This window comes from Minwuia sp. IMCC3009 (genome assembly GCF_029909415.1).
Classification (GTDB): Bacteria; Pseudomonadota; Alphaproteobacteria; order Minwuiales; family Minwuiaceae; genus Minwuia.
Genome location: NZ_CP123781.1, coordinates 2071851 through 2097894, shown reverse-complemented (window position 1 = coordinate 2097894; position 26044 = coordinate 2071851). Strand labels below are relative to the sequence as shown.

Here is a 26044-nt window from a genome sequence, read left to right as displayed (position 1 = left end):
CATTCGAATTGGCCGTCTATACCGACATTGCCGATGACGAGCTGGATCGTCTGCTGGGGTTCTATGACATAGGTCAGGCGATTGCCTGTACGGGCATTGCGGAGGGGGTCGAGAACTCCAACTTCATGCTGCTGACGGACCGGGACCGCTACATCCTCACGCTCTATGAAAAGCGGGTCGATCCGGCTGACCTGCCGTTCTTCCTTGGATTGCTCGACCATCTGTCCGAACGCGGTTTCCCCTGTCCGAAACCTGTGCGCACGCGGGCCGGGGAGACACTGGTCACTGCGGCAGATCGCCCGGCGGCCATTGTCAGCTTCCTGCAGGGGCGCTGGCCACGCAAACCCCGGCCTGCCCATCTGGCTGCCATCGGGGATGCGCTGGCGCAACTGCATCTCGCCGCTGGCGATTTCCCCCTGCGCCGCCCGAATGCCCTGTCGCTGGATGGCTGGTCGACCCTGATCGGACAATCGGAATCCGGCGCGGACAGCGTCTTGCCCGGCCTGTCAGGGGAACTCTGGCGGGAAATGGCGGCGCTCAGGACCGACTGGCCGCGCGATCTGCCGACAGGCGTCATCCATGCCGACCTGTTTCCCGACAATGTCTTCTTCATGGGCGATGAACTCAGCGGGGTCATAGACTTCTATTTCGCCTGCAACGACATCCTGCTCTACGACCTTGCCATCTGCCTGAATGCCTGGTGTTTCGAACGCGACGGGGCATTCAACATCACCCATGCGCGGGCAATGCTGCAGGCCTATCGCAACCGCCGCCCGATTTCCCGGGCGGAGTTCGACGCCCTGCCGCTGCTGGCGCGCGGTGCGGCGTTGCGATTCCTCGCCACGCGCCTCTATGACTGGCTGCACACACCCGAAGGAGCATTCGTGACCCGCAAGGATCCCCTGGAATACTGGCACAGGCTGAAGTTTCACCGTGGTGTTGCGGACACGCGCGCCTATGGGCTGGATTTCTGAGGATGGAGGTCGAGATCTGGACTGATGGCGCCTGTTCCGGCAATCCGGGTCCCGGTGGCTGGGGCGCGGTTCTGCGGTTCGGGGATCGCGAGAAGGAACTGTCCGGGGGCGAGGCGCAGACCACGAACAACCGCATGGAACTGCGCGCGGCCATAGAGTCACTGAACGCGCTGAAACGCCCCTGCGATGTGCTTCTGCACACGGACAGCCGATACGTGATGGACGGCATCACCGACTGGATCCGGGGCTGGAAGGCGCGCGGCTGGAAGACCGCTGCGAAGAAGCCGGTGAAGAATGCCGACCTCTGGCAGGAACTGGATGCGGCCAACAGCCGCCACCGGGTCCGCTGGCACTGGGTCAAGGGCCACGCGGGGGACGCCGGGAACGAGAGGGCGGACCAGTTGGCGCGGGAGGCGATACCCGGTTGAGCACCCGTGCGCGCCCCGGCCAGGGCCGTTCCCGGTTAGGAAGATGTTAGGATGAGTGCCTTATCTGATCCCGTTTGACGCTGGTTCCGTTTGGCGGGACCATCCCCTTGCATTCAGTCGAGGTCTGGGTTCCTGGTGTCTGAAACTGACATGAGAGTCGCCGTTCCGCCGGTCTGGCGGGCGCTGTTGATATCGGCAGTTGCCATTTTTCTTGCGGCGCTGCTGGGTATCGAACTGACCCGCAGTGCGGGGAATGTGGCCTCTGTCTGGCTTGCCTCCGGCGTGACAATCGGATTGATGCTGCGCTGGCAGGATCAGTGGCGACAGGTGCTGGTGCTCATCGTTTCCGGTGTCGCTATACTTGTCGCGAACCTGATCCATGGCGACCCGTTTCCGGTGGCGCTGGGTCTGACGGTCGCCAACATGGCAGGCGTGCTGGCGGTCATCATCGGCCTGGGGCTGATCGGCTGGCAGGCCCGCGAGATCGAAGATGGCCTGGGCATCCTGAAGTTTGCTCTTGTCGTGATCCTTGTCGGCCCGACCGTCGGGGGCGTAATCGGTGCGCTTGTGATCCATCTTGCCTACGGCGCGCCATTCACGGACGTGCTGGAGCACTGGATTCTCTCCGATGCCGTCGGAAACTTCATTCTTGCCCCAGCCCTGATCTCACTGGATGCGGGGAAGCGCCTGGCGGCTCACCTTCGGTATTTCGGACTCTGTCTCGCTGGTCTGGTCGGCGTCGGCCTGGCTGCGATCCTTGCGGAATCGGAACTGCTGCTGTTCCTGATGCCACCTCTGATGATCCTGCTGGCGTCCCGGGTCGGTATCGCTGCGGTCGGTGCGGCGGGTACCGTGGTCGCGGTGGGTGCCGCCTGGACCACGGTGAATGCCATTGGTCCGATCTACCTGTCGGTTGACGGAGACATCGGAACCGCGATCAGGGAAATACAGGTCCTGCTGATCTTCACGATCGGTATCGGTCAACTGGTTGCCGTACTGATGGAGGAACGGCGACGCGCCGAATTCGATCTCCGACTCTACCGGACGATCATCGAGAATGCGCCTGACGGGGTTCTGCTGGCTGACTTGCAGGGCAACTTCATTCTGTGGAACGCGAGACTTCTCGAGATTCTGGGGATGACGGAAGAAGAGTTTGCCAGAAATCACCAGTTGGGCCGTGCGGAGTACAGGGAAGAGAACGCCGCAATCAACGCTCGCCTGGCCGCTGGGGAGCATATTCACGGCATGCCGTTCCGCCGCCACACGAACGATGGTCGGCCTATCATTGCCGAACTTGACGGGGTTCCGATCCTGAACGACGGATCGTTCGCGGGGGCGGCGGTCATGCTCCGTGATGTCAGCGAGCAACTGGAACTGCGTCGCCGTGCGGAGAACCGGACGAGAGAACTCGAGGCATTTCTGGATGCCGCGGCGGAGGGCGTGATCGGCACGGATGCGGACGGCCGGATCACGATCTGGAACCGGGCGGCGGAGGCGATCTACGGCATTGCCGCCGACGAGGCACGCCAGATGTACGTGCGGGAGCTGCCGAGTGGTGACCCGGTGGCTGTCAGGGATGAACGGCTCAGACGGCTCAGGCGCGGCGAGAAGTTCCGCAACCTGCGGAGCATGCGCACGTCCAGGGACGGTACCGAGCGCCAGGTGGAAGTATCGATCAACCCGATCTTCGATCAGGACGGCGTGTTCGCGGGAACCGCCGGCTCCTTGCGTGATCTCACGGAAATTCGCAGCGCGGAGGCCAGGAGCCTCGAGAGTCAGCGCCAGCTTGCCGACGCGATCAGGGCCATCACGGATGCGATCGCCATTTTCGACTCAGACGAGCGACTGGTTCACTTCAACGGGAAATACGCCCGGCTTGTGTCAGCAGTTCCGAACCTGCGCCCGGGCATGTCCTGGGAAATGATCATTCGGGCGAACCTGGACGCGGGTACCCTCAATTTGCCGGAAGGCGAAACGGACGTCGATGCCTGGATCGAGATGCGGCGTCAGCAGCGTCGGGGAGAAGATGTACCGTTTCTGCTCTCGCTCCCCGGCGGTGTCTGGCTCGTCGGTCGTGACTATCCCATGGACGATGGGGGCTTCATCAGCATCCGTCAGGACGTCAGCGAACTGAAACAGCGCGAAGCCGAACTGGCCAGGTCGAACAGGGACCTGGAACAGTTCGCCTTCATTGCGAGCCACGACCTGCGGGAGCCGCTGCGGAAGATCCAGTCCTTTGGCGAGATACTGACCGCAGACTATGCGGATTCCCTGCCGGACGAGGCGAGGACGTTCCTTGGGTACATGACCGATGGTGCCGATCGGATGGAAGGCCTGATCGATGACCTGCTCCAGTTCTCGAGGGCAGGTCGCTCCGACGAAGCCCTGATTGACATTGATCTGAACGAAGCCGTGTCCGAAGCAGTGGACAATCTGCTCGTCCCCATTACCGAGTCGGATGCCAGGCTGACTGTCGGAGATCTTCCGATGGTGCGGGGGCGGCATGGTGATCTGGTCAGGGTCTTTCAGAACCTGATTGGCAATTCCATCAAGTACCGCGATCCGGAACGGCCGCTGGAAATCCACGTGCAGGCAGGGGCGACGTCCCGGGATCACGTGTGTGTCAGTGTTGTGGACAATGGATCCGGCATTGATGCTGCCCACTCCGAGATCATCTTCGAACCCTTCAAGCGACTGGCGGGAAATGCCGGCATCAAGGGTACGGGTATGGGGCTGGCCATCGTCCGCAAGCTTGTGGCCGGCCTTGGTGGAACGGTCTGGCTGGACAGCGGAACTGCTGCCAGTGAGTCGGCCGGGGCGCATTTCGTGCTGAAGCTGTTAATCCCATCGGAATCGGATGATTCCGGGACCCGGATTCGGGGGCTCGATCCCGATGCATGACGTTTGCGCAGGGCCCACCGCCATGGCACCATAAGCTGCCAAGAAGGAACACCAGCCATGCCGAGAGTCATATGGGCCGAAGACGATCCGGTTGACCGGATTCTTCTGGAACGTGCCATCCTGAAATCCGGAGCTGACCTTGAGCCGACTTTTGTCGATGACGGGCAGGAGATGCTTGATCTGCTCAATGGACAGGGGCGGTTCCAGGGTCAGGGCATGGCCGCCAATGTCGACCTTCTCGTTCTTGACCTGAACATGCCGGGGATGGATGGGCGAAATCTTCTCGCCCGGTTGCAGAAGAACGAGGACTTCCGGCACATTCCGTCCATCGTGATGACGACATCGCAGGCGCGCAGCGACGTCTTGAGTTGCTATGATCTGGGTGCAAACTCATACATCACCAAGCCTCGATCCTTCGACGATCTGGTGCGGGTGATCCGGAACATGGACTGTTACTGGTCAACAACCTGTGTCTTGCCGGCAGCCTGACTGCTGCACCGACCTGCGGCCAGGAGCATCGACTGAGTGTGATCCGGTTTACATGCTGTTTACTTCTGATGTGAAATAACAGGCACTCGAAGACAAAGAATCGGAGTGGTTCACTTGCCGTCCTACACGAGCAATGTTGTCAGGCTGCCTCAGGACCGTGACGTGAAGAAGGAACGTCCTGTCAGGGTGCTGATGGTTGATGACGACTATGAGGACTACGTGCTTGTGGAGCGACTGCTGAAGGCATCGAGTCGCCGCTATAGGGTTTCCCACACGGATTCGGTCGAGGAGGCAGTGGAAGCGGTTCGCAAGGGCGATCACGACATTGCCCTGATCGACTACCATATCAATGACATTTCCGGCCTGGACCTGATCCGCAGCATCCGGGCCAGTGATGCGCAGGTGCCTCTGATCCTTCTGACAGGCAGCGTGGATCCGACGATCGATCTGACGGCGCTGGAAGCGGGTGCGGTCGATTACATCGACAAGAAGGATCTGTCGTCGCGCGTGCTGGAGCGTTCGATCCGATATGCCTATGCGCAGTTCATCACCGAACAGCGCCTGCGTCGCAGCGAAATGGCGATGCGCGCAGCGAAGGAGCAGGCGGAACACGCCAATGCCGCGAAGAGCCAGTTCCTGGCTCACATGAGTCATGAATTGCGGACGCCGCTGAATGCGATCATCGGCTTTTCGGAGCTGATGCGCGACGAGATCATGGGGCCGGTAGGCAACGACAGATATGTTCCCTATGTGTCCGACATCTACCACAGCGGTCAGCACCTCCTGACGCTGATCAATGACATTCTCGACCTGTCGAAGGTCGAAGCCGGTCAGATGGAATATCACCCCGAGCCGGTGAACATCCGCGAACTGGCCGACGAGTGCGTCCAGATCGTCCGCGAGCAGATCCGATCAGCCAGACTGAACGTCGCGGTGGAAATCAACGACACCAGCCTCATGATCGTGGACCGTCGCGCGTTCAAGCAGATCCTGCTGAACCTGCTGTCCAATTCCATCAAGTTCACGCCCGATGGCGGCCGCATCATCATCAATCTGAATCTGAATGCACCGATGCCGACACTCAGTGTGTCGGACAACGGTATCGGCATCCCGGAAGAAAAGCTGGCGACCGCACTGGAACCGTTCGGGCAGGCCGGTCAGGAACTCTACGTGGCTGAACCGGGAACCGGCCTGGGCCTGGCCATCGTCAAGGCCATGGTCGAGGCTCATGACGGGGAGCTTCGGCTGGAAAGCGCAGTGAATCGCGGAACAGCTGTCTCCATCCTGCTTCCGGCCAGGCGCGTGCGCACATAGACCGTTCCGTCGGATGACGGCGGCGCAGCGAACTGCGGCCGCTTCAGCCGCTCAGAACTTTTCCACCCAGGGCCTCAGTTCCACTTCCAGAGACCATGCATTGCGCGGCTGGTCCATCGTGGCGATGTAGGTGTCCGCGATCGCATCCGGGTCCAGCAGGGCGTCCGGATTCTCGGCCGTGTCCTGGCGGCCGGGGCGGGTGTCGGAGCGGACACCGCCGTCTATGACGAAATGCGCGACATGGATGCCGGCAGGGCCGAACTCCCGCGCCACTGACTGCGCCAGACCGCGCAGGCCGAACTTGCCCATGGCGAAGGGCGCGGAACGGGGATAGCCCTTCACACTTGCCGACGCGCCGGTGAAGAACAGTTTGCCGTGGCCTTGCTCCGCCATGCGCCGAACCGCCGCCTGCGCAACCAGAAAGCCGCCGAAACAGGTGATGCGCAGCGCCTGTTCCACCTGCGCCGGGTCCTGCTCCAGCAGGGGACCGCGCGACGCCATGCTGGCGTTGAACAGCACCAGGTCCACGCCACCCAGTTCACTGTCCACGGTCGCGAAGGCCGCCTCGACGGACCCGGCCTGACTTGCATCGCAGGGAATCGTGATCGCACCGGTTTCCGCAGCGATCTCCGACAGCTTGTCGACCGAACGGCTGGCCAGCGCGAGTTTCACGCCCCGTGCGGCCAGCTTCCTGGCGAAACTGGTGCTGATACCCGGTCCGGCACCGACGATGAGTGCGCGCCTGATCTTCATGCTGTTTCCTCCCTGGGGAATGTGTCTCATCCACTTGAGATGACGCCGGGATCCGTATTGGCAAGGCAGGAATCTGATCCTGTCGGTTGCATCGTGCCCGCCAGTCCGTACCGTGTGGATCATGAGCAAGCAGATACATGAGAAGAGCGCCCTGGAACTGGGCGCAGGCATACGGTCGGGGGAACTCGATCCTGTTGTCGTCACCGAACATTTCCTGACGCGCATCGATGCCGTCGACAGGGATCACAGGATCTATGTCCGCACGACGCGGGAGCGGGCATTGGCGGAGGCCATGGCGGCGCGACAGCGTCATCGCGACGGCACGCTGCGTTCGCCCCTGGACGGGGTCCCGATCTCCTGGAAGGACCTGGTGGATACCGGTGGTTTCCCGACGGAGGGGGCCTGTCGGCTCTATCAGGGGCGGCTGCCGGACCGGGACGCGCTGGCGCTGCAGCGGGCGACGGCTGCCGGCATGATCTGTCTGGGCAAGACCAACCTGCCGGACCTGGCCTATTCGGGTCTGGGAGTGAATCCCTGGACCGGCACCCCGGCCAATGCCCACAGCCCGGCCGGCGACCCGCGTGTGCCGGGGGGCAGTTCAGCCGGGGCAGGGGTGTCGGTGGCTCTCGGGCTGGCCCCTGCGGGCATCGGCTCCGACACCGGCGGCTCCGTGCGCATTCCGGCGGCGTTCAACGGCATTGTCGGCCTGAAGACGACCTGGGGCCTGATCCCGCTGGAAGGGGTGATGCTGCTGGCACCATCGCTGGATTCACTTGGTCCCCTGACGCAGGACGTGGCCGATGCCAACCACATCAGCGCGATCCTTTCGGCAACCCGCCCGGCCGACCTGAATGGCGTATCCCTGAAGGGCATGCGCCTGCTGCACGCCATCGGACATGATGACGATGTCGTGCAGCCCGGTGTGAAGGCCGCCGTGGAAGCGGCGGTCGAGCGCTGTCGTGAAGCCGGTGCCGAGGTCGTGACCCGTCGGCTGGATGCCTTCGATGCCGTTGACGAGATGGTCAGCCTGCATGGCAATCCGGTAACGCTGGAGGGCTGGGCACTGTGGCACGAGGCCATCGATGCCAATCCCGGCGCACTCTATCCGCCGATTCTGGAGCGCATCAGGGAAGGGCGCAAGGGCAGTGCCGTGGATGCGGAAACCATGCGTCGCCGCTTCATGGACCTGCAACGGGCCTATGTCACGGCGACCGCCGGGTTCGATGCCGTGCTGATGCATTCGGTGCCGGTCGTCGCGCCGCCGATTGCGCTGGTGGAGAATGACACGGTTGCCCACGGGCGTCAGGCACTGCTGAGTTCCATCGCGACCCGGCGGATCAACTATCTGGGCCTGTGCGGCCTCAGCCTGCCCTGTGGATTCAGCGATGGCATGCCGGTCGGGCTGGCCGTGATCGGCCATCCGTTCGGCGAGGGGCGGGTCCTGCGCACCGGGGCAGCTATCGAGGGGGTACTGGCATGACCGCACATCACATCATAGACATGACCGGCAAGACGGTCCTGATCACCGGCGGCAGCCGGGGACTGGGCCGTGCCATGGCGCTGGGCTTCGCCGCCGCAGGGGCCAATGTCGCCATTGCCGGGCGGAAGATTGAATCCTGCGAGAAGACGGCGGAGGAGGTGCGGGCGCTGGGTGTCGAATGTTCCGCGCATGCCTGCCACGTCGGACACTGGGAGCAGTGCGATGCCCTGGTGGAGGCAGCCTACGCCGCCCATGGCCGCATCGACGTGCTGATCAACAATGCCGGCATGTCACCGCTGTATGACCGACCGGTCGACATTTCGGAGGCGCTCTACGACAAGGTGCTGGACGTCAACCTGAAGGGGCCGTTCCGGCTCTCTGCGGCCATCGGGGAGCGGATGATCGCCGACGGTGGTGGTTCGATCATCAATGTCTCCAGCGGTGCCGCCGTCAGGCCCCGCGCCAACGTCATCACCTATTCCGCCGCCAAGGCCGGGCTGAACGCGATGACGGAGGCCTTTGCCGACGCGCTGGGGCCGACCGTGCGGGTCAACTGCATCATGCCGGGGCCGTTCCTGACCGACATTTCCAACGCCTGGGACATGAAGGCGTTCGAGGAACGGGCGCGGACGTCCATCGCGCTGGAACGCGGTGGCCAGCCGGAGGAAGTGGTCTCTGCGGCGCTCTATCTCGCCTCCGACCATGCGGGATACACCACTGCGGCCATCATCCGCATCGACGGCGGTTCGCGCTGACGGTCATTGTCAACGTTACAGTCACCGTTACTGGCACTGCCGCACCGAAATTCACCTGACCCATTGGGGGCACCATGCTGAAGAACGACCATCTCGACGCCTGGGACCGGGAGACATTCTTCCATCCGTCCACACATCTGGCCCAGTTCGCGCGCGGCGACATTCCGAACCGCATCGTGACGGGGGCGAAGGGCGTCAACATCACCGATCGCAACGGCAACACGTTGCTGGACGCATTCGCCGGGCTCTATTGCGTCAACATCGGCTATGGCCACACGGAGGTCGCGGACGCCATCGCCGCGCAGGCGAAGGAACTTGCGTACTACCACGCCTATGCCGGCCACGGCACGGAGGCCTCGATCACCCTGGCGCGGATGGTCATCGACCGCGCGCCCGCCAACATGAGCCGGGTGTTCTTCGGTCTGGGCGGTTCGGACGCCAACGAGACCAACATCAAGCTGGTCTGGTACTACAACAACGCACTCGGGCGACCGGAGAAGAAGAAGATCATCTCCCGCTGGCGCGGCTATCACGGTTCCGGCCTGATGACCGGCTCGCTGACCGGCCTGCACCTGTTCCACCGCCAGTTCGACCTGCCCTTCGACGCGGTGAAACATACCGAGGCTCCCTACTACTACCGCCGTGAGGATCGCGGCATGACGGAGCAGGAATTCAGCAATCACTGCGCCGCGAAGCTGGAGGAAATGATCCTGGCGGAGGGGCCTGAAACAGTGGCCGCCTTCATCGGCGAACCGGCGCTGGCGACCGGTGGCATGGTGCCGCCGCCGGAGGGGTACTGGGAGGCGATCCAGACGGTTCTGAAACGCTACGACATCCTGCTGATCGCGGACGAGGTCGTGACCGGGTTCGGGCGCTTGGGGACCATGTTCGGATCCGAGCATTTCGGCATGCAGCCCGACATCATCACCATCGCCAAGGGGCTGACGTCTGCCTACGCGCCCCTGTCCGGCTCCATCGTTTCGGAGCAGGTCTGGCAGGGACTTGCCGACGGTACCGACAGGTTCGGTGCCTTCGGCCACGGCTGGACCTATGCCGCGCACCCCATCGGTGCCGCCGCCGGAGTCGCCAACCTGAAGCTGCTGGACGAACTGGACCTGATCACCAATGCCGCGGAAATGGGTGCCTACCTGAAGCAGGGCCTGATCGATGCGCTCGGCGAGCATGGCCACGTCGGTGACATTCGCGGGGAGGGGCTGCTGCTGGGTGTCGAACTGGTCAAGGACCGCTATCACGGCCCGACCTTCTTCGATGCTGCGGATACCATCGGCGTGAAGGTGCACCAGGCCCTGATGCGCCGCGGCGTCATTTCCCGCGCCATGCCGGAGAGCGACATCATCGGCATCTCGCCGCCGTTCTGCATCACCGCCGCCGAATGCGATCAGGTGATCGGTGCCCTGAAGGAATCGGTCGTCGAGGTACTGGGGGAGGGCTGATCCGCCCCCAACCACACCGTGCCCGGACTTGATCCGGGCACCCAGGAGTGCCGCGCAGGCGTCGGAGACTGGGCTCGCGGATCAGGTCCGCGAGCATCGTGGGAGGTGGAGAGGGTAAACCGACAGCCCCACCCCCAACCACGCCGTGCCCGGACTTGATCCGGGCACCCAGGGTGCCGCTGAAACACGGATGGACGCCGCGCTGTCTCAGCCGAAGAAGCCGCGCAGCACCCGCTCGTAGATGTTGGTCAGATGGGCGATGTCGTCGATCCCGGCACGCTCGTCGACCTTGTGCATGGTCTGGCTGACCAGGCCGAATTCGACCACCGGGCAGGCATCCTTGATGAAGCGGGCGTCAGAGGTGCCGCCGGTGGTGGACAGGTCCGGCGTGACCCCCAGTTCGGCCTGGATGGCACCGGAGAGGATCTCGGTCAGCGGTCCAGGCGCGGTCAGGAACGGGTCGCCTGAATTGCGCACGGTCAGGCTGTACGGTCCGCCGACCGCGTCGCAGGCGTCGCGCACCATCCGTTCCAGCCCCGCCGCGTCCTGCAGCGTGTTGTAGCGGACGTTGAACCGCGCCTCCCCACGGGCGGGAATGACGTTGGAGGCTGTGTTGGCCACATCGACGGTGGTGATCTCCAGATTGGAGGGCTGGAAATGTTCGTTGCCCTCATCCAGTTCCAGCTTGGCGATGCGGTCCAGCATAGCCACCAGCCGGGGCACGGGATTGTCGGCCAGGTGCGGATAGGCGACGTGGCCCTGTGTGCCGGAGACCACCAGATGGCCGGAGAAGGATCCGCGCCGCCCGATCTTCGCCATCTCGCCCAGTGTGTTCGGGTTCGTCGGCTCCCCCACCAGGCAGGCGTCGATGGTTTCCCCCTGCTGTTTCATCCAGTCCAGCACCTTCACCGTGCCGTTGATTGCCGGGCCTTCCTCGTCACCGGTGATCAGGAAGGCAATGGAGCCGTCCAGCCCGTCACCGATCACCCGCGCGGAGGCCTCCACCATGCAGGCGATGGCGCTCTTCATGTCCGTGGCGCCGCGCCCGAAGAGCTGCCCGTCAACGATCTCCGCCCCGAACGGGTCGCGGGTCCAGGCCGCGTTGTCGCCCACCGGCACCACGTCCACATGTCCGGCGAAGCAGAAGGTCGGCTTGCCCGTGCCGATGCGGGCGTAGAGGTTCTCCACATCCGGCGTGTCCACGTCGGAGAAGGTCATGCGGTGGCAGGTGAACCCCAGTGCCGTCAGTGCCCGTTCCAGCACCGCCAGCACTCCGGCATCCTCCGGCGTCACGGAGGAACAGCGGATCAGGTCGCGGGCGAGATCGAGGGCAGTCGGGACGGGGGTGACCTGGTTCATGGCGGGGCCTCGGCAGAAGGGGCTGTACAGATATGCTCGGCCTCAGTCTTGGCACTCCCTGCGGACGGGGGCAAGCTGTCAGCAATTGGTTAGGAGTTTGCTGGAATAGTCTGATGATGGATTTCGAGAAACCGAGTCCCATGTCCCAGGCGCTTGATGCGGCGGGCGGGGCGCTGAACCGCAGTGAAGTGCCGGTGGGCTGTGTCGTGGTGCATGCACCGACGCAGCGCATCATCGCGCGCAGCGGCAACATGACCAACTCCCGCCACGACCCCTGTGGCCATGCGGAGATCCTGGCCCTGAGGCAGGCCGGCATGGCCATGGGCACACCGCGCCTGACCAACTGCGACCTCTACGTCACCCTGGAACCCTGCACCATGTGCGCCGCCGCCATCAGCCACGCCCGCATCCGCCGCCTCTATTACGGTGCCAGCGATCCGAAGGGCGGCGCGGTGGAAAGCGGCGTCCGCTTCTTCCAGCAGCCCACCTGCCACCATGCGCCGGAGATCTACCCCGGCATCGATGCCGACCGCTCGGCCGAACTGCTGCGCCGCTTCTTCCAGCAGAAGCGGGTGTAGGGCGTTCGCCTGTCTGATCGCGGCACCGGCCCGCTCCCCCACCCGGCCACCCACGGGAGTATCCTTATGGGTGGCCGGGTGGGGGAGCGGGCCGGTGCGGTCCATCACCTGATGAATCGTATCAGGGGCAGTTCAGTGCGCCCTCAGCTCCAGGGCGTGACGAGGTACTTCTCGCCCGTCTTCATCGTGCGATAGTCGGTCACCGCTTCCTTGGTCAGCATTTCCTCGAGATTGACCTTCCTCTTGTAGCTGCTGGCAAAGGTGGTGGTCAGGGTGTCGAGCACGCGCTGGCGCATCCGGCCCATGGTCTCCATTCCGGCCATCTGCAGGAACGGGAACAGCAGCCAGCCGGACAGGGTCCAGCCGAAGCCGTAGCTCGGTGACAGTGTCGTCTGACCGACATTCAAGCGGCCATAGATGAACATGCGCTTCTGCTGGTTGGAGCCGTAGCGCGAGTATTCCTTCATCTTGCCGACGGCGACCTGTTCCATCGCCTTGAAGACCGTGTCGACCATCTTCCCGCCGCCGATGGGATCGAAGCCGTAGAAGGCGTCTGTCTCGTCGATGGCAGACCGCAACTGCTGCGTGAAATCGTCATCCGAGGAATTGACGACATGTGTGGACCCGAGCTTCTTCAGCAACGCGACCTGGTCGTCCTTGCGCACGATATTGACAAGCCCCAGGCCGTCTTCCTGGCAGATGCGGGTCAGCATCAGACCCAGGTTGGAGGCGCCAACCGTGTGCAGCATCGCGTTCTGCCTGTCCATCTTCGCATTCTCGACGAAGCCCAGCGCGGTCATCGGATTGACGAAGGCGCTTGCCCCGTCCTCCGACGTGTGATCGCCGAGCGGCAGGCACATGGCGGCATCGGCGAGGCAGTACTGGCTGTAGGCATTGCCCGGAACACAGGCGACCCGCTGCCCCATCAGCGCCTTCGCCGCATCGCTGTCACCCACCGCAACGACCGTCCCCGCGCCCTCATTGCCGGCGGGCAGCTTCAGCCCGTGACGGGCCTTCGATCCGGTGTTGAACGGCTCTGGCATGGTGGCGACGAACTTGCCGGGCGAATATTCCGCGTTCTCCAGGTCCGCCGCACTGGTCAGGATGGCGAGATCCGACGGATTGATCGGTGCCGCCTCCATCTTCACCAGAACCTTGTTCCCCGTCGGATCAGGAAAACTCACATCCTCGATCGCCACCGTGAGCGTGCCATTGCTCTCCAGCGTGGTGAAAAGCTGCTTGCCGGTCGTGCTCATGTCGGTCTCTCCCTGTGTGGTGTCTGGTGTGTGAAGCCCTAGTTAGGGTCCGGACCCCGGCACGGGAAGTGTGAATGTCGTTGGGGCGAGTCGCTGGGCCGCAGTATCTTTGAAAATCGAGGCTGCAATTGTGAACGAGCCACCAATCATTTCGTGTGGATCAATTCATTCGCACTACGACATGCCCACCAGCCATTCTCCACCCGGCAGTTGTCGCGTACGATGGATCCAGAGCAGCGACAGATTGCTTTCATCGCCGGGTGGTCATAGCTCCCCGGCGGCAGGTTTGAGGGAGAGAGAAACGCATGATTGATGACCCGCCGCTGATACGGCTGAAGCGCAACCCGCCGCGTCCGACCGATGCGCAGATCGAGGCGCTGCGTGGGGTGCCGACGGGCTTTGTGGTCGATGCCATGGATGGCCGGGGCGCCCTGTCGTTCACCATCAAGCCGGTCGATCCGGATGCAAGCAGCTTCTGCGGTGTGGCCGTGACCTGCCACGCCGGGCCTGCCGACAATCTGGCGGTCCTGGCCGCGCTGCCGCAGGTGGGGCCGGACGATGTGATCGTGGCGGCCACGGACGCGTTCCTGGAGACCGCGGTCATTGGTGATCTTGTGTTGCACATGGCGAAGAACCGGGGTGCCGTCGCGCTGGTCACCGATGGTGCCGTGCGGGACACACCGGGCATCCTTGATGTCGGACTGCCCTGTTTCTGCGCCGCGGTGACCCCCAACTCACCGGCGAAGAACGGCCCCGGTACGGTCAATATGCCCATCAACCTGGGCGGTGTTCAGGTCAATGCCGGTGACCTGCTGATCGGCGATGTGGACGGTGTCGTCGTGGTGCCCTTCGGCAGGATCGACGCGGTCATCGCCCGGCTTGTGGACATCCGGGCCAAGGAAGACGAGATGATGGCGGCGGTTGCGGGTGGGCTCGGCGTGCCGGGACACATCGAAGACCTTTATGCCAGCGGACGTGTCGAGAGCATCGACTGACGGTGACGGGAATCGGACAGCCGGGGAGGGCCGTGTGAGCAAGATCAGAGAAGAGGGTGACCGGGTATTCGTGCCGGTGGAGGTCATGCATGCGCTTGGTGCAGCGATCTTCGAAGCCGCCGGCAGTGAACCTGTCGAGGCCCGGACCATCGTCACCAGACTGGCGGGCGCGAACCTTCGCGGCCATGACAGTCATGGCGTGATCCGCATCCCGCGCTACGTGCAGTGGGCCAGGGAAGGCATACAGGTGCCGAACCAGAAGCTGCGCGTCCTGTCGGACCAGCCGGGCATCGCCATCGTCGACGGGCAATATGGCTTCGGCCAGACCATCGGCGAACAGGCGGTCGATATCGGTATCGAGAAGGCGCGGTCGCAGGGTGTCTCGATGGTCGCGCTGCGCAACTCCGGTCACATCGGCCGGATCGGCGACTGGGCCGAGCGGGCGGCTGACGCGGGGCTGGTCTCGGTGCACATGGTGAACGTGCGCGGCTCGCTGCTGGTGGCGCCGTTTGGCGGTGTCAGCCGTCGCAGCAGCACCAACCCGTTCTGCATTGGCGCACCCATCGAGGGCAGCGATCATATCGTGCTGGATTTCGCGACCTCGCTGGTTGCCGAGGGAAAGGCGCTCGTGGCGCTGAAGGGGGGCAAGCCGCTGCCGCCGGGTGCGCTGGTGGACAGTGACGGCACCATCACCTCGGACCCGCGCCCGCTCTATGGCGAGACCGGGGACAGCATCTATCCCGATCCGTCGCAGGGGCCGGGCGCATTGCGGGCCTTTGGCGATCACAAGGGCTTTGGCCTGAATTTCATGATGGAGGTCATGGCCGGTGCGCTGACCGGGTCGGGGACAGCGGGCAAGCTGGATGAACCGGAACGCCGCCGGTTCTGCAATGGCATGCTGTCGTTCTACATCGACCTGAAGGCAATGGACGGCGCGCCACGCGAAATGGGTGACAGCTTCGCGGCGGAGGTTCTGGACTATCTGGCCTTCGTGAAATCCGCCGTGCCGACCGAGCCCGGCGGGGAGGTCCTGGTTCCGGGCGAGCCGGAGCGGCGACTGATGGCCGAACGGCTCGCCAGCGGCCTGCCTCTGGCGCGTCAGGCATGGGACGACATTGTCGAGACCGCGCGCACTTCCGGCCTCGACCCGGATGCCTACATCGCCTGAATTGGGGCAGGGATAGGGGGGATGACGCGGCCCCGGAGGCGCTGACGGTTCGCTGTCAGCCGAGCGGGGGCGCGTCGTTGCCTCCACTTACCCCCGCAACCGCTTCGCCCCCGACCGGTAGATGTTTCGGCTGACCACGGACGGATGCTCCTGGCCGAAGCTCTCCAGCAGGTCGGCCTTCATCTCCCGTGCGGCGCGCACGTCGGCGTCCGCCACCGGACCCTGCGCCAGCAGATCAAGGACGTGCAGGGCCAGTTGGGGCTGGCCGCTGTCGCGCAGGCTCCGGGCGGTCTTCAGGACGGTTTCACGGTCGGAGATGGCGGCGAGCAGGGCGGCGGCGACGTCGTCGGGTTTGCCGGGATGCAGGTCGGTCGGGTTGCGGCTGGTCCACCAGCCGTTCTCTGCCCGGTAGATGTCGCGCACGATATATTCGGGGCAGCCGTAGATCGGTTTCATGGCCGGGTGTTCGAAGATCTCCGGCGGGTATTCCATGTCGTGGATGATCTCGTGGTCGGTCATGCCGGCGTTCATCCGCTCCACGACCGCCGTGCGCAGGTAGCGGAGCGACCGCGCGCCGACGCCCAGGACGTCGGCAATCTGTTCCTTGCCCTCCAGCGGCTGGCCCCATTCGGGGATCAGCAGGTCCGGTTCGCGGGCGATCATGGCCTCCAGCGTTTCGGCCCAGCGGATGGCGTCTCGGATGGTGCGCAGCGGCGTGCCGACATTGGGGCAGGACTGGATGACGGCCGAGCCGCCATAGAGCACGCGCTCCTCCGAGATCCAGAAGCCGATGGCGTCATCGGTCTCCGACGGGGCGTGAAACACCTCGATCTGTCGGTTGCCGCCGTCGATGGTCAGGCTGTCGGTGAAGGTCTCGGTGGGATAGCAGAACTGGTCGGCGGAGATGTTGTTGCCTAGGCCGCCATCGGGGAACTGCATCCGGTTCAGATGTTCCTGCAGGCCCGCAGTCTCGATGTAGCGGTCATAGCGGAGCACCAGATTGGCGTGGGCGATCAGGCGCGGGGGCGGGTCGCCGCGCTCCTCCGCGTGGGCCTGATAGGCGGGGATGCCGAAGTTGTAGCCCAGGTGACCGTGGCTGTAGAGGATGGCATGGACCGGCAGATCGGTGACGCTGCGCAGCTTCGCGATCATGCGGCCCGGCATGCGGCGACCGCCGCCGGTATCCACCTGTACCACGCCGTTGGTTGTCTCGACGGCGACGCTGTTGCCCATGGCGCCAATCAGGTGAATGCCGGGCGCGATGGTGGAGAAGAATTCGGAGGGTTTGACGACCTCCGTCTCGATGCTCATGGGTCTGTGCTCCGCCGGAAGATGGGGTGCGGCAGACAAGCCGGTTGCCCGTGCGGGACCAGAAACTGGCCCGCCGCACCTGAGTTTTGGGAGGGGTGGGGGCTGCCGCGGCGGCGACAGACCCCGGTCGTTCAGGAGGCGTCGGTGATCACATGGCCTCAGGCGGAACCAGCGCCGCCGGAATCTCGACGCCCTGTTCCTTGTAGTAACGGTAGGCGCCGATGTGCAGCGGCACGTTCATCTCGTTCAGCGCCGTCTGCAGCGTGATCGCCTTCATCCATGGTGCGGTGGCATGGATGTCGTCCAGATGCTCGAAGAACGCCTTCACCATGTCGTAGACGGTCTTCTCGTCCAGCCACTTCTGGGTCTGGATGCCGACCCAGGAACCGATGGTGTCGACTGCTTCCGTATTGACCTGGTTCTCGTAGGAACCCGGCGGAATCTGCCAGATGGTCCGGCCCGGATACTTCAGCGCCGCCTGGATCAGCTCGTGATCAAACGCGTTCTTGGGTATGCCGAGAATGCGGATGTCACGGACGAAGGCAAACTGCTGGATCTGGGCGCTGGGAATGCTGGTGGGCACCATGTAGACGTCCATCTGGCCATCCAGGAAGGCAACCTCGGCGGAGGACCAGTCATAGCGCATGGCCTCGTAGCCCTCGTCCGGCTTCAGCCCCGTCACGGCCTCCACGACGTCGGTCATGACCTTGGTCGCGGCACCGGCGGGGGGGCCGAGAAAGACCTTGCGGCCCTTGATGTCGGCCAGCGTCTCGATGCCGGAATCGGCGAAGGTGATGATCTGGTACGGGCCCAGCGGATAGTTGATCATGCCGCGCAGGTTGGCATTCATCTCCGGCGCGTTGTCGACCTTGGCGAACATCGCGGTCTTGTTCTGCATGTACCAGTTGATGGTGGGCGCACCGGTATAGAGGTCCACCTTCTGCAGCGCAGCGTCGATGGCCGACTTGGTTGCCGGCTTGCCGGTGGAGACCTGGATCTCGATCGGCAGGTTCTTCTGCACCACCTGGGCGAAAGCGATCATGAACTGACCCACCGTCGTGCCCGGCGGGTTGCTGGCCATGGTCAGGAATTTCTTGTCCTGCGCCTGGGCCGTGCCCGGCAACAGGGTCGCCTGGGCCGAGCCCAGTGCCAGTCCAAGGGTCGCAGCCGTCAGCATGCCTTTCGCTGACAGCAGGTGATTGAACGCTCCCATATTGTCCTCCCCGGAAGTGTCGCGTTTGTGTCGTCGAACGTCTCAACGATGCGCAGGGTATGCCCGCGTACGGAATTAACTCATACAGGTTATCCTGTCGTGCAGTATTCGCAAGCACGATTCTCTGCAGACTCGGCCCGCATGCGGATGACAGAGGGGTGATGATGTCTAATAATCAGAAATATATGGATATTTGCAATATCCGGAAAAAGACGACGGTTGTGCTGCCGAGCAGGGTCTAACCCATGTACATTAGATTGCCGTAGCGAGCTTCCGGTTGCCGTAGAGGCATCACCGCGATTTCAGAGACCGCCGGAGTCCCGCAGTGCGGCCACGACCGCTGGCGACGGTTGCGAGTCCAGGATCGCGACGATGGCGTCATCCAGGCTGAGGAACTCCAGCTCCGCGCGCCGTGCGTCCCAGCCCTCGGCGGACTCGGAGGCTGCGCGCTCGACCCGGGCCAGGGCATTCGCTGTCATCTGCAGGGCCAGGCTGTAGCGATGCCTGACAAGGCGTTCGGGCAGGAACGGCTTGGCCTCCAGCAGGGCATCGAGGATCAGTTTCAGCCCTTCGGTCCGCTCGTCCTTCTCGAACTGCTTCCAGATCGGCCGGTCGAGCCAGAGCATGCTCTGGAACCGCAGATACCAGGTGTCGTTCAGGTTCCGGAGCAGATGGTCGGTCAGCGGTCGTGTCATGGCTTCCGCTATGTCGCGGGATTCCAGGGGCAGGGTGCCGCGCCGCGCCCGCGCCTCCCGCACCAGCCTGACGCGGGCGGCATTGATCGGGGTGGTGCGCAGTTCCAGGATCGCCGCAACAAGGCCTTCGCGCGATCCGAAGTAATAGTGGATCGCGCTCTCGTTGCGCTGCCCCGCAGCCTGATTGATGCGGCGCAGAGAAGTGTTGGAGATGCCCTCCTCGGAGAATATCCGCTCCGCCGCCAGAATCAGCGCCAGACGGGTATCGATCCCGCCCTCACGCTCCTTCGACTCCGCCCGTCTGTTCCCATTGCTGGCCACCATTTCCCTGTCAGTTCCTCTTCTCGCATCAGCCGGGCTGTTCCCCTACATACCGCAAGGCGGCTCCGGATACATCACGGTACGGAACAGGACAGCAGCTCAGATCGGGGCGATGGTCAGCTTCTTGGTGGTGCGCTGTGGCGGGCTGGGGAAGGTGTCCATGGTGGCGGAAAGGATCTGGCGCGTGTCGACGGGGTCGATCACATCGTCGAAGCCGAAGCGTTCCCCTACCCGCAGGCTGGTATTGTAGGCCTTCAGCTCATCCGTGTAGGCACGATGGGCCTCCGCGCGTTCTGCCGGATCGGCGATGGCTTCGAGTTCTGCCTTGAAGATGATGCTTGCCGCACCCTCCAGACCCATGCCCCCGAACTCCGCGGTCGGCCAGGCCAGCAGGATGGCCGGGTGCAGCGGGCGGGAGCCCATGATGTAGTAGCCCAGACCATAGGCCTTGCGCAGCACCACGGTCATCAGCGGCACGGTCGCGTTGGCCAGCGCGGACAGCAGGCGCGCGCTGTGGCGAACCAGTGCGGTCTTCTCGATCTCCGGCCCGACCATCAGGCCCGGCGTGTCGCACAGCAGCAGGATGGGAATGTCATAGGCGTCGCAGAGTTCGACGAAGCGGGCCGACTTGGCACATGCCGGGCTGTCCATGGCACCGCCAAGAAACATCGGCTGGTTGGCAACGACACCCACGGTACGGCCGTCGATCCGGGCCAGCGCGGTCACCATGGCCCGGCCCCAGGCAGGTTTCAGCTCCAGCACGCTGTCCGTATCGGCCAGCCCCTCGATCACCTTGCGTACATCGTAGGCGCGGCGCGGGCTTTCCGGCACCAGATCGCGCAGCTTCTGCGGATCGGGGGCAGGGGCGGGTTCTGCGGGACCAGTGAAGTAGGAGAGGTAGCGGCGCGCCAGACGGCAGGCATCGGCATCATCTTCCGCCATCAGGTCGATGGAACCGGCCTTCATGTGCACCTCCGCCGGACCGATCTCCTCCGGCGTCAGCTTCATGCCCAGCGCGGCCTCCACCAGCGGCGGTCCCGCCATGCCCATGGATGCGTTCTTCGTGGCGATGGCGCAGTCGCTGAGACCCGCAAGGTTGGCGTGTCCGGCAAAGGCCCGGCCCGGCACGATGCCCACAGTCGGGGCGAGGCCGGAGAGGCGGGAGAAGGTGACGAAGGTCGTCGACATGCTCATCGACTGCACGAACATGTCGTGCGGTCGGGCACCGCCGCCATCCAGCCAGCACAGCACCGGCAGCCGCTGCCGCTCCGCATACTGGAACATGCGGCTGATCTTGCCGTGGTTCACCGCGCTCTGCGTCCCGGCATAGACGGTATAGTCATAGGCGACGATGACGACGGGGCGGCCATCGACCTTGCCGGTGCCCATGACAAGCCCGTCGGCGGCACCCTGCATGCCCTTGGTGGCCGGTTTGGCCAGGCCGCCGTACTCGACGAAGCTGCCTTCATCCAGAAGCTGCGCAACGCCTTCCCGGGCGGTGCAGCGGCCCCGCGCGTGCTGCTTGTCGACCGCTGCCTTGCGCGCCGCGTCGGTCGTTGCGGCATGGGCATCGAGCACTGCCTGCAGCCCCGCCCGCACCTGGGTGTCGGGTGACGTCTGTTCCGGTTTGTCCATGGTCATTTCCGTTCTCTGTCTGATGCTGTCAGGCGAGCGTGCCGAGCCTGTCGCGGCTGATCTTCACGCCGGCCCTGTCGCGGTCCCAGGTGTCGGCGGTGACGCCTTCGTCGCGCAGCAGGTGTTTCTGTACCTTCTGGGTCGGGGTCTTCGGCAGGTCCTGCAGGACACGGATGAAACGCGGGATCATGAAATGCGCCATGCGCGGGCGCAGGAACTCGAGCAGGTCGCGCGGGTCCACGGTGCGGCCCGGCACGGGGGCAATGACGACCAGCAGTTCGTCCTCCCCCAGTTCGCTGGCAACGCCCACCGCCGCGCTCTCGCGGACATCCGGGTGGGCATTGACCTCGTTCTCCACCTCGAAGGAGGAAATGTTCTCGCCCCGGCGGCGGATCGCATCCTTGGCGCGGTCAACGAAATAGAAGGTGCCGTCGGCGTCGCGGCGGAACAGGTCGCCGGTATGGAACCAGCCATTGCGCCAGGCCTTCGCCGTTGCCTCCGGGTTCCGGTTGTAGCCGTGGTTCAGGCCCCAGGGGCGTTCATCGCGCACGATCATCTCGCCGATCTCGCCCGTTGCGACCTCGCAGTCATTGTCATCGACCAGGCGGACGGATGCGCCGGCGCGGACCTTGCCACAGGAACCGGCCTTGGTCGGATTCCGCTCCGACATGAGCTGGCAACTGATCTCCGTCATGTTGAAGGTTGTGTAGATGTCGACGCCGAAGCGTTCGCTGAACGCTGCCGCATCCTCCGTCAGCGGGACCATGAAGGCGTTGCGCAGGGGGTGATCGCGATCCTGCGGACTTGGCGGGGCCTTCATCAGGAACGGTGTCATCGCACCCAGCAGGGTGAGGCAGGTCGAACCGGAACGGCGGATCGTGTCCCAGAAGGTGTCGGTCTTGAAGGAATCCACCAGCGCGATGGACGCCCCCTTCGCCAGCATGCCGTAGGTTCCGCTGGTGCCGCCCGCATGAAACAGGGGCAGGTTGACCAGGCGGCGGTCATCGGCACCCAGCCAGTCCCGCGCGCTGACCGACATGGTGTAGAGGTGCAGGTACGACGACAGCACACCCTTCGACGGACCGGTGGTTCCAGAGGTGTAGATGATCGACTGCAGCTCCCACGGATCGATGGGGCGTTCCAGGGGCGACGGCTCGTCACCCATGGCCCCCAGTGCATCGATCCCCTCCAAGGCCAGACGCGGAAATTCCGCCGCGCCGCCAACCACCACCAGCCGCTCCAGACGCGACAGGTCGATGTCGGACAGGCGGTCCAGCAGGTCCGCATGCACGATCATCAGCCGGGCATCGGCATTGCGGATCACATGCTCCAGCAGGCTGCCGCGATAGGCGGTGTTCACCGGCACATAGGTGGCGCCGATGTAGTTGATGCCGAACCAGCAGCGCAGCATCAGCGGGCTGTTGGGCAGCCATACCAGCACCCGCTCGCCACGCGCCACGCCCAGATGCTGCAGCCCGCTGCCTGTTCGCGCAGCCTCGGCCCGTGTCCGCGCAAAGGACCAGAGCGTGCCCCCGTCGAACCATGCGAAGGGACTGTCCGGCGTCTCCGTCGCCAGCCGGTCCAGCAGATGTCGCAGGACGCATTGGTCACGCGGCGGAATGCGCGGATCCGCAAACGCCGCGCTGACGGTCTCGTCGCCTTTCATCTGTCAGTCCCTCCCCATCCATGCTTCCCGCAACTCGCGGGGTACCCATCTCGCTGATCGTCCGCCCAATGCCCGTCGGCATCCTCCCCGGGCTTCAGATCGGCGAGATGGATCGGTATTTCGGTGGCATCGCGTTCTCACGCCGGGCCGGTGCCCGTTCCAGGATCTCGATCAGGCGGCGGCGGGTATCCTCGGGCTCGATGATGTCATCGACACCCAGCCCTTCGGCACCACGCAGGGCGCTGACACGCGCACGCATCTCCGCCACGATCTCCTTGCGACGTTCGTCCGGGTCCGGCGCACGCTCGATGTCCTTGCGATAGGCGACGTTGGCCGCCCCCTCCAGCGACATGGCGCAGATCTCGGAGGTCGGCCAGGCCAGGCTGGCGTCGGCATCGAAGCTGCGGCCACCGCACATGGCGATATAGCCGAGGCCGTATCCCTTGCGCAGGACAATGGAGACCCTGGGAACCGTGGCATGGCCAAGCTCGTAGACCATGCGGGCGCTGCGTCGTCCCAGCAGGCTCTTCTCCGCCGATGACCCGATGGAGAACCCGGGCACGTCGATCAGATAGACGAGCGGGACGCCGAACGCGTCACAGACCGCCACGAAGTGCGCGATCTTCTCGCAGGCGGGGGATGTCAGCATGCCGCCGAGCTGCATCGGCTGATTTGCAATGATGCCGACCGGTCGGCCATCCAGCCGGGCCAGGGCCGTGACCGCGTTCTTCGCAAAGGTCGGCTTGATCTCCAGCAGGCTGTCGGGATCGACCAGCCGGGCAATGACCTTGCGCACATCGTAGGCCTTGCGCGTGTCGGCGGGGACAAGCTTTGCCATCAGCGCCTGCCGGTCGTCATCGGGCGGAGGCGCGGTACAGGGCAGGGGCGCGCGGGCATTGGAGGGCAGCAGGCCGAGGTAGCTGCGCACGGCGCCGAGCGCCTCCGCCTCGCTGTCCACGCCCAGATGGGCGAGGCCGTGGGTATCGACCTGTGCGCCGGCACCACCCAGTGTCTGGATGTCGATCTCCTCCCCCGTGCCGGCCTTCACCAGTGCCGGTCCGGCAAGCCCCATGCAGGACTGACCCCGCACCATGACAACGAAATCGGACATGCCGGCATAGTTGGTCGGTCCGGCAAACCCGGCCCCCATCATCACTGAGACCACAGGCACCCATCCCGACAGTCGCGCAAAGTCGTGGAATGTGGGCGAGCCATTGGCGAAGTGGCGGGAGTCCTGGCCGTCCTGGATGCGGTGGCCACCCCCGTCCAGCAGCATGACAAGTGGTGCGCCGTCCCGCATTGCCTGCTGGATCGCGCGCCTGATCTTGGCACTGCCGAGCTTGCCGCTGGATCCGCCGTGCACCGTGAAATCCTGCGCCAGCACGACGGCGGGCCGGTTGCCGACAAGGGCGCAGCCCATGACGACGCCGTCGGCGGGACGCTCCTCCCGCGTGCCGTCATCGTCGCGCACCAGGCCGCCGATCTCCCGGAAGCTGTCGGGATCGCAAAGCATGGCGATCCGCTGCCGCGCCGTCATCTCGGCACGTTTCATCTGGCGTTCGACCGCCCGGGGCCGGGCACCATCTTCAAGCGCGGCACGGGCGTCCGCGATTTCCTGCCCGTCGGGGGATTGAGTGCTCATGTCCGGTCAGGTTCCGATGCGGGCGACGACCTGACCCTCCTGAACGCTTTCCGCCTCTTCGACAAGGATCTCGGTGATGCGCCCATTGCCGGGCGCGCCAACCGGGATTTCCATCTTCATCGATTCCAGGATCATGATCTCGTCCTCTTCCTCCACCGTGTCCCCCACGGCGGCGACGATCTTCCAGACCTTCCCGGCGATCTCTGATTTGACGTCCATGCTGCTTCTCCCCTCAAGTTTCTTGCGTTCACTCAGACGGCGTGATCGCCGTCGGTATGCCTGTAGAAAGCGCCTCCCTGAAAAGGCTGATCAGGTGCTTTCCAGCGGTTTCGAGATTGGTCGTGCCGTCATCGACGAGCGACTGGACGATCACGCCCCGGACCGCACCCAGGATGGTCGTTGCCGTCTGGTCGAGATCCGTGCCCGGCCGGAGTTCGCCCCGCTCCTCGGCTTCTGCCAGGTGGCGGCGGAACCCCTGTCGATAGGCCTCGCCATAGGCCCGCATGCGTGGGCGCAGCTCCGGCATCGCGCCGATCGATTCCATGTAGAGCTGATAGACGGTGATGGTGCCGGAGGCATCATCGCGCGCGCCCTGCAGGTGCGTGTTCATGCGGATGAACAGGGCGTCCAGCCCCTTCCTGTCGCCGATCTGCCGGGCGACGCGGCGCTCGAACCAGCGCTCCGAGGCATCGACGACTTCTTCCAGCAAGGCCAGTTTTGTTCCGAACCGCGCTGCGGGCAGGCCACGGCTGTAGCCGGCTTCCAGGCCGATCTGGGCCAGGCTGGTGGCGACTGACCCCTGCCGACCGATCAGCCGGATCGCCGCCGCCAGCATCTCGCGATCGGAATCGTTGCGGCGTTGGGACTGGGTACGGCGCGAGGGTGAGGAATCAGCCATGCCTCATAAACTTGTTTGTTGACCAGCAAATTAATAGCCTGGACCCGTTCCCGCCACAAGTGTGTTGCGCGCGGTGAAGCCATGTCCGTCTGCATCAGCCCGGTCGCGGGATTTCGTCAATCAATTCCCTGATGATGCTTTCGGCCGCGGTCATGATGTCATCGTCCCCAAGACCGATCAGCGCCTGGACAGCCACACCATGCATCGCGGAGAGGATCAGCGTCGCGTGCCTCTCCGTGTCCAGCTCGGCCGGCAAGGCACCGGCCGCTCTGGCCGTTTCGAGGTCGCGCAGGATCCCCTGGCGCCAGCGTTCGTTCAGCCGCTGCACCCTGGGGCGCAGTTCGGGCAAGGTCGCCGCAGAATCGATGATCAGCAGGAAGAGGGCGACAGTCGGTACCCTGGATTCCCGAACCGTCTCAAGGTGCGCGCGCACGCGCTCACGCAGGGACTCCAGTCCGGAATGGCCCTCCAGCCGTGCCGCCAGCCGCCGCTGAAACCAGGCATCCGAGGCATCGATCACGGCTTCGAGCAGATTGGATTTCGAACCGTAGCGCTCCGTGGGCAGGCCGCGGCTGTACCCGGCAGCCACCCCGATCTTCGCAAGACTGACCCCTGCGGAACCATGCTTCGCGATCAATTGTGTCGCTGCGCGAAGCATGCGGCTGTCGGACTCGGCCCTGCGTTCCGCCTGGGTTCGACGGCTGTCGCCATTGGCTTCGCCGACGATCTCGATCTGATCCAGATCCTGTTCCACCCGCG

Annotated in this window: 23 protein-coding genes; 11 read left to right on the top strand and 12 right to left on the bottom strand. The window is 64.4% G+C overall.

Going from position 1 to position 26044, the window contains the following annotated elements; all coding sequences use genetic code 11:
* Nucleotides 1-8 precede the first annotated feature (8 nt).
* The 5 genes from QGV55_RS09850 (at nt 9) to QGV55_RS09830 (ending at nt 6106) form a co-directional block, all read left to right on the top strand.
* The gene (locus QGV55_RS09850) at nt 9-974 is read left to right on the top strand and encodes a homoserine kinase (protein WP_281016986.1); all 966 of its coding nucleotides are present in this window, start codon (nt 9-11) and stop codon (nt 972-974) included.
* A complete protein-coding gene (rnhA, locus tag QGV55_RS09845; protein ID WP_348637704.1) occupies nt 971-1402 on the top strand; it encodes a ribonuclease HI in 432 nt (143 codons plus the stop codon). The genes QGV55_RS09850 and rnhA overlap by 4 nt, the downstream gene beginning before the upstream one ends.
* Before the next feature lie 150 nt (nt 1403-1552).
* Complete coding sequence (locus QGV55_RS09840) at nt 1553-4303, top strand: PAS domain S-box protein (protein WP_281016988.1); 2751 nt, start codon at nt 1553-1555, stop codon at nt 4301-4303.
* Between the two features lie 57 nt (nt 4304-4360).
* A complete protein-coding gene (locus QGV55_RS09835) occupies nt 4361-4792 on the top strand; it encodes a response regulator (RefSeq protein WP_281019874.1) in 432 nt (143 codons plus the stop codon).
* A 162-nt stretch (nt 4793-4954) separates the two neighbouring features.
* Nucleotides 4955-6106 (top strand): ATP-binding protein, encoded by a 1152-nt coding sequence (locus QGV55_RS09830; protein WP_281016989.1) that lies wholly within the window; start codon nt 4955-4957, stop codon nt 6104-6106.
* Nucleotides 6107-6157: 51 nt separating this feature from the next.
* On the opposite strand, the gene QGV55_RS09825 is transcribed toward QGV55_RS09830, so the two are convergent.
* Nucleotides 6158-6859: an SDR family NAD(P)-dependent oxidoreductase gene (locus tag QGV55_RS09825; RefSeq protein WP_281016990.1), complete on the bottom strand. Its 702-nt coding sequence runs from the start codon at nt 6857-6859 to the stop codon at nt 6158-6160.
* A 121-nt stretch (nt 6860-6980) separates the two neighbouring features.
* Between QGV55_RS09825 and QGV55_RS09820 the strand changes: the two genes are divergently transcribed.
* The 3 genes from QGV55_RS09820 (at nt 6981) to QGV55_RS09810 (ending at nt 10548) form a co-directional block, all read left to right on the top strand.
* Entirely contained in the window at nt 6981-8339 is a 1359-nt protein-coding gene (locus tag QGV55_RS09820; protein WP_281016991.1) for an amidase family protein, read from the top strand.
* Nucleotides 8336-9094 (top strand): glucose 1-dehydrogenase, encoded by a 759-nt coding sequence (locus QGV55_RS09815; RefSeq protein ID WP_281016992.1) that lies wholly within the window; start codon nt 8336-8338, stop codon nt 9092-9094. Before QGV55_RS09820 ends, QGV55_RS09815 begins: the two co-directional genes overlap by 4 nt.
* Before the next feature lie 74 nt (nt 9095-9168).
* Complete coding sequence (locus QGV55_RS09810; RefSeq protein WP_281016993.1) at nt 9169-10548, top strand: aminotransferase; 1380 nt, start codon at nt 9169-9171, stop codon at nt 10546-10548.
* A 207-nt stretch (nt 10549-10755) separates the two neighbouring features.
* On the opposite strand, the gene dapE is transcribed toward QGV55_RS09810, so the two are convergent.
* Nucleotides 10756-11907 (bottom strand): succinyl-diaminopimelate desuccinylase, encoded by a 1152-nt coding sequence (gene dapE, locus QGV55_RS09805; RefSeq protein WP_281016994.1) that lies wholly within the window; start codon nt 11905-11907, stop codon nt 10756-10758.
* A 140-nt stretch (nt 11908-12047) separates the two neighbouring features.
* On the opposite strand from dapE, the gene QGV55_RS09800 reads away from it, so the two are divergent.
* Complete coding sequence (locus QGV55_RS09800) at nt 12048-12485, top strand: nucleoside deaminase (RefSeq protein WP_348637705.1); 438 nt, start codon at nt 12048-12050, stop codon at nt 12483-12485.
* Nucleotides 12486-12628: 143 nt separating this feature from the next.
* Here the strand turns inward: QGV55_RS09800 and QGV55_RS09795 are convergent, their stop codons facing one another.
* Entirely contained in the window at nt 12629-13741 is a 1113-nt protein-coding gene (locus QGV55_RS09795) for a zinc-binding dehydrogenase (RefSeq protein ID WP_281016996.1), read from the bottom strand.
* Nucleotides 13742-14046: 305 nt separating this feature from the next.
* Here QGV55_RS09795 and QGV55_RS09790 point away from each other — a divergent pair, with 305 nt between their 5' ends.
* Together QGV55_RS09790 and QGV55_RS09785 are read left to right on the top strand one after the other, a co-directional pair.
* Entirely contained in the window at nt 14047-14736 is a 690-nt protein-coding gene (locus QGV55_RS09790) for a hypothetical protein (protein ID WP_281016997.1), read from the top strand.
* 34 nt (nt 14737-14770) lie between these two features.
* Nucleotides 14771-15904, top strand: coding sequence for an Ldh family oxidoreductase (locus QGV55_RS09785; protein WP_281016998.1), 1134 nt, complete (start codon nt 14771-14773; stop codon nt 15902-15904).
* A gap of 87 nt (nt 15905-15991) precedes the next feature.
* Here QGV55_RS09785 and QGV55_RS09780 read toward each other — a convergent pair whose 3' ends face one another.
* The 9 genes from QGV55_RS09780 to QGV55_RS09740 form a co-directional block, all read right to left on the bottom strand.
* Nucleotides 15992-17215: an alkyl sulfatase dimerization domain-containing protein gene (locus QGV55_RS09780; RefSeq protein WP_281016999.1), complete on the bottom strand. Its 1224-nt coding sequence runs from the start codon at nt 17213-17215 to the stop codon at nt 15992-15994.
* Nucleotides 17216-17363: 148 nt separating this feature from the next.
* The gene (locus QGV55_RS09775) at nt 17364-18428 is read right to left on the bottom strand and encodes a TAXI family TRAP transporter solute-binding subunit (RefSeq protein WP_281017000.1); all 1065 of its coding nucleotides are present in this window, start codon (nt 18426-18428) and stop codon (nt 17364-17366) included.
* Between the two features lie 302 nt (nt 18429-18730).
* Nucleotides 18731-19447 (bottom strand): helix-turn-helix domain-containing protein, encoded by a 717-nt coding sequence (locus QGV55_RS09770; RefSeq protein ID WP_281017001.1) that lies wholly within the window; start codon nt 19445-19447, stop codon nt 18731-18733.
* 96 nt (nt 19448-19543) lie between these two features.
* On the bottom strand, nt 19544-21079 hold the full coding sequence (locus QGV55_RS09765) for a carboxyl transferase domain-containing protein (RefSeq protein ID WP_281017002.1): 1536 nt from the start codon (nt 21077-21079) through the stop codon (nt 19544-19546).
* A gap of 28 nt (nt 21080-21107) precedes the next feature.
* Nucleotides 21108-22745 carry an AMP-binding protein gene (locus tag QGV55_RS09760; RefSeq protein WP_281017003.1) on the bottom strand — a complete coding sequence of 546 codons (1638 nt, stop codon included), beginning with the start codon at nt 22743-22745 and terminating at the stop codon, nt 21108-21110.
* Between the two features lie 94 nt (nt 22746-22839).
* Nucleotides 22840-24387 (bottom strand): carboxyl transferase domain-containing protein, encoded by a 1548-nt coding sequence (locus QGV55_RS09755; protein ID WP_281017004.1) that lies wholly within the window; start codon nt 24385-24387, stop codon nt 22840-22842.
* A 6-nt stretch (nt 24388-24393) separates the two neighbouring features.
* On the bottom strand, nt 24394-24606 hold the full coding sequence (locus QGV55_RS09750; RefSeq protein WP_281017005.1) for an acetyl-CoA carboxylase biotin carboxyl carrier protein subunit: 213 nt from the start codon (nt 24604-24606) through the stop codon (nt 24394-24396).
* Nucleotides 24607-24634: 28 nt separating this feature from the next.
* Entirely contained in the window at nt 24635-25285 is a 651-nt protein-coding gene (locus tag QGV55_RS09745; RefSeq protein ID WP_281017006.1) for a TetR/AcrR family transcriptional regulator, read from the bottom strand.
* Nucleotides 25286-25379: 94 nt separating this feature from the next.
* A complete protein-coding gene (locus tag QGV55_RS09740; protein WP_281017007.1) occupies nt 25380-26039 on the bottom strand; it encodes a TetR/AcrR family transcriptional regulator in 660 nt (219 codons plus the stop codon).
* Between the last annotated feature and the right edge of the window lie 5 nt (nt 26040-26044).

Excerpts from the sequence above, each read along its gene's own strand:
- QGV55_RS09820 (WP_281016991.1), top strand. The coding sequence starts at position 6,981 with ATGAGCAAGCAGATACATGAGAAGAGCGCCCTGGAACTGGGCGCAGGC.
- QGV55_RS09815 (WP_281016992.1), top strand. The coding sequence starts at position 8,336 with ATGACCGCACATCACATCATAGACATGACCGGCAAGACGGTCCTGATC.
- QGV55_RS09745 (WP_281017006.1), bottom strand. The coding sequence starts at position 25,285 with ATGGCTGATTCCTCACCCTCGCGCCGTACCCAGTCCCAACGCCGCAAC.
- QGV55_RS09835 (WP_281019874.1), top strand. The coding sequence starts at position 4,361 with ATGCCGAGAGTCATATGGGCCGAAGACGATCCGGTTGACCGGATTCTT.
- QGV55_RS09840 (WP_281016988.1), top strand. The coding sequence starts at position 1,553 with ATGAGAGTCGCCGTTCCGCCGGTCTGGCGGGCGCTGTTGATATCGGCA.
- QGV55_RS09755 (WP_281017004.1), bottom strand. The coding sequence starts at position 24,387 with ATGAGCACTCAATCCCCCGACGGGCAGGAAATCGCGGACGCCCGTGCC.
- QGV55_RS09770 (WP_281017001.1), bottom strand. The coding sequence starts at position 19,447 with ATGGTGGCCAGCAATGGGAACAGACGGGCGGAGTCGAAGGAGCGTGAG.
- QGV55_RS09760 (WP_281017003.1), bottom strand. The coding sequence starts at position 22,745 with ATGAAAGGCGACGAGACCGTCAGCGCGGCGTTTGCGGATCCGCGCATT.
- QGV55_RS09825 (WP_281016990.1), bottom strand. The coding sequence starts at position 6,859 with ATGAAGATCAGGCGCGCACTCATCGTCGGTGCCGGACCGGGTATCAGC.
- dapE (WP_281016994.1), bottom strand. The coding sequence starts at position 11,907 with ATGAACCAGGTCACCCCCGTCCCGACTGCCCTCGATCTCGCCCGCGAC.
- QGV55_RS09810 (WP_281016993.1), top strand. The coding sequence starts at position 9,169 with ATGCTGAAGAACGACCATCTCGACGCCTGGGACCGGGAGACATTCTTC.
- QGV55_RS09795 (WP_281016996.1), bottom strand. The coding sequence starts at position 13,741 with ATGAGCACGACCGGCAAGCAGCTTTTCACCACGCTGGAGAGCAATGGC.
- QGV55_RS09765 (WP_281017002.1), bottom strand. The coding sequence starts at position 21,079 with ATGGACAAACCGGAACAGACGTCACCCGACACCCAGGTGCGGGCGGGG.
- QGV55_RS09800 (WP_348637705.1), top strand. The coding sequence starts at position 12,048 with ATGTCCCAGGCGCTTGATGCGGCGGGCGGGGCGCTGAACCGCAGTGAA.
- QGV55_RS09790 (WP_281016997.1), top strand. The coding sequence starts at position 14,047 with ATGATTGATGACCCGCCGCTGATACGGCTGAAGCGCAACCCGCCGCGT.
- QGV55_RS09750 (WP_281017005.1), bottom strand. The coding sequence starts at position 24,606 with ATGGACGTCAAATCAGAGATCGCCGGGAAGGTCTGGAAGATCGTCGCC.
- QGV55_RS09775 (WP_281017000.1), bottom strand. The coding sequence starts at position 18,428 with ATGGGAGCGTTCAATCACCTGCTGTCAGCGAAAGGCATGCTGACGGCT.
- QGV55_RS09780 (WP_281016999.1), bottom strand. The coding sequence starts at position 17,215 with ATGAGCATCGAGACGGAGGTCGTCAAACCCTCCGAATTCTTCTCCACC.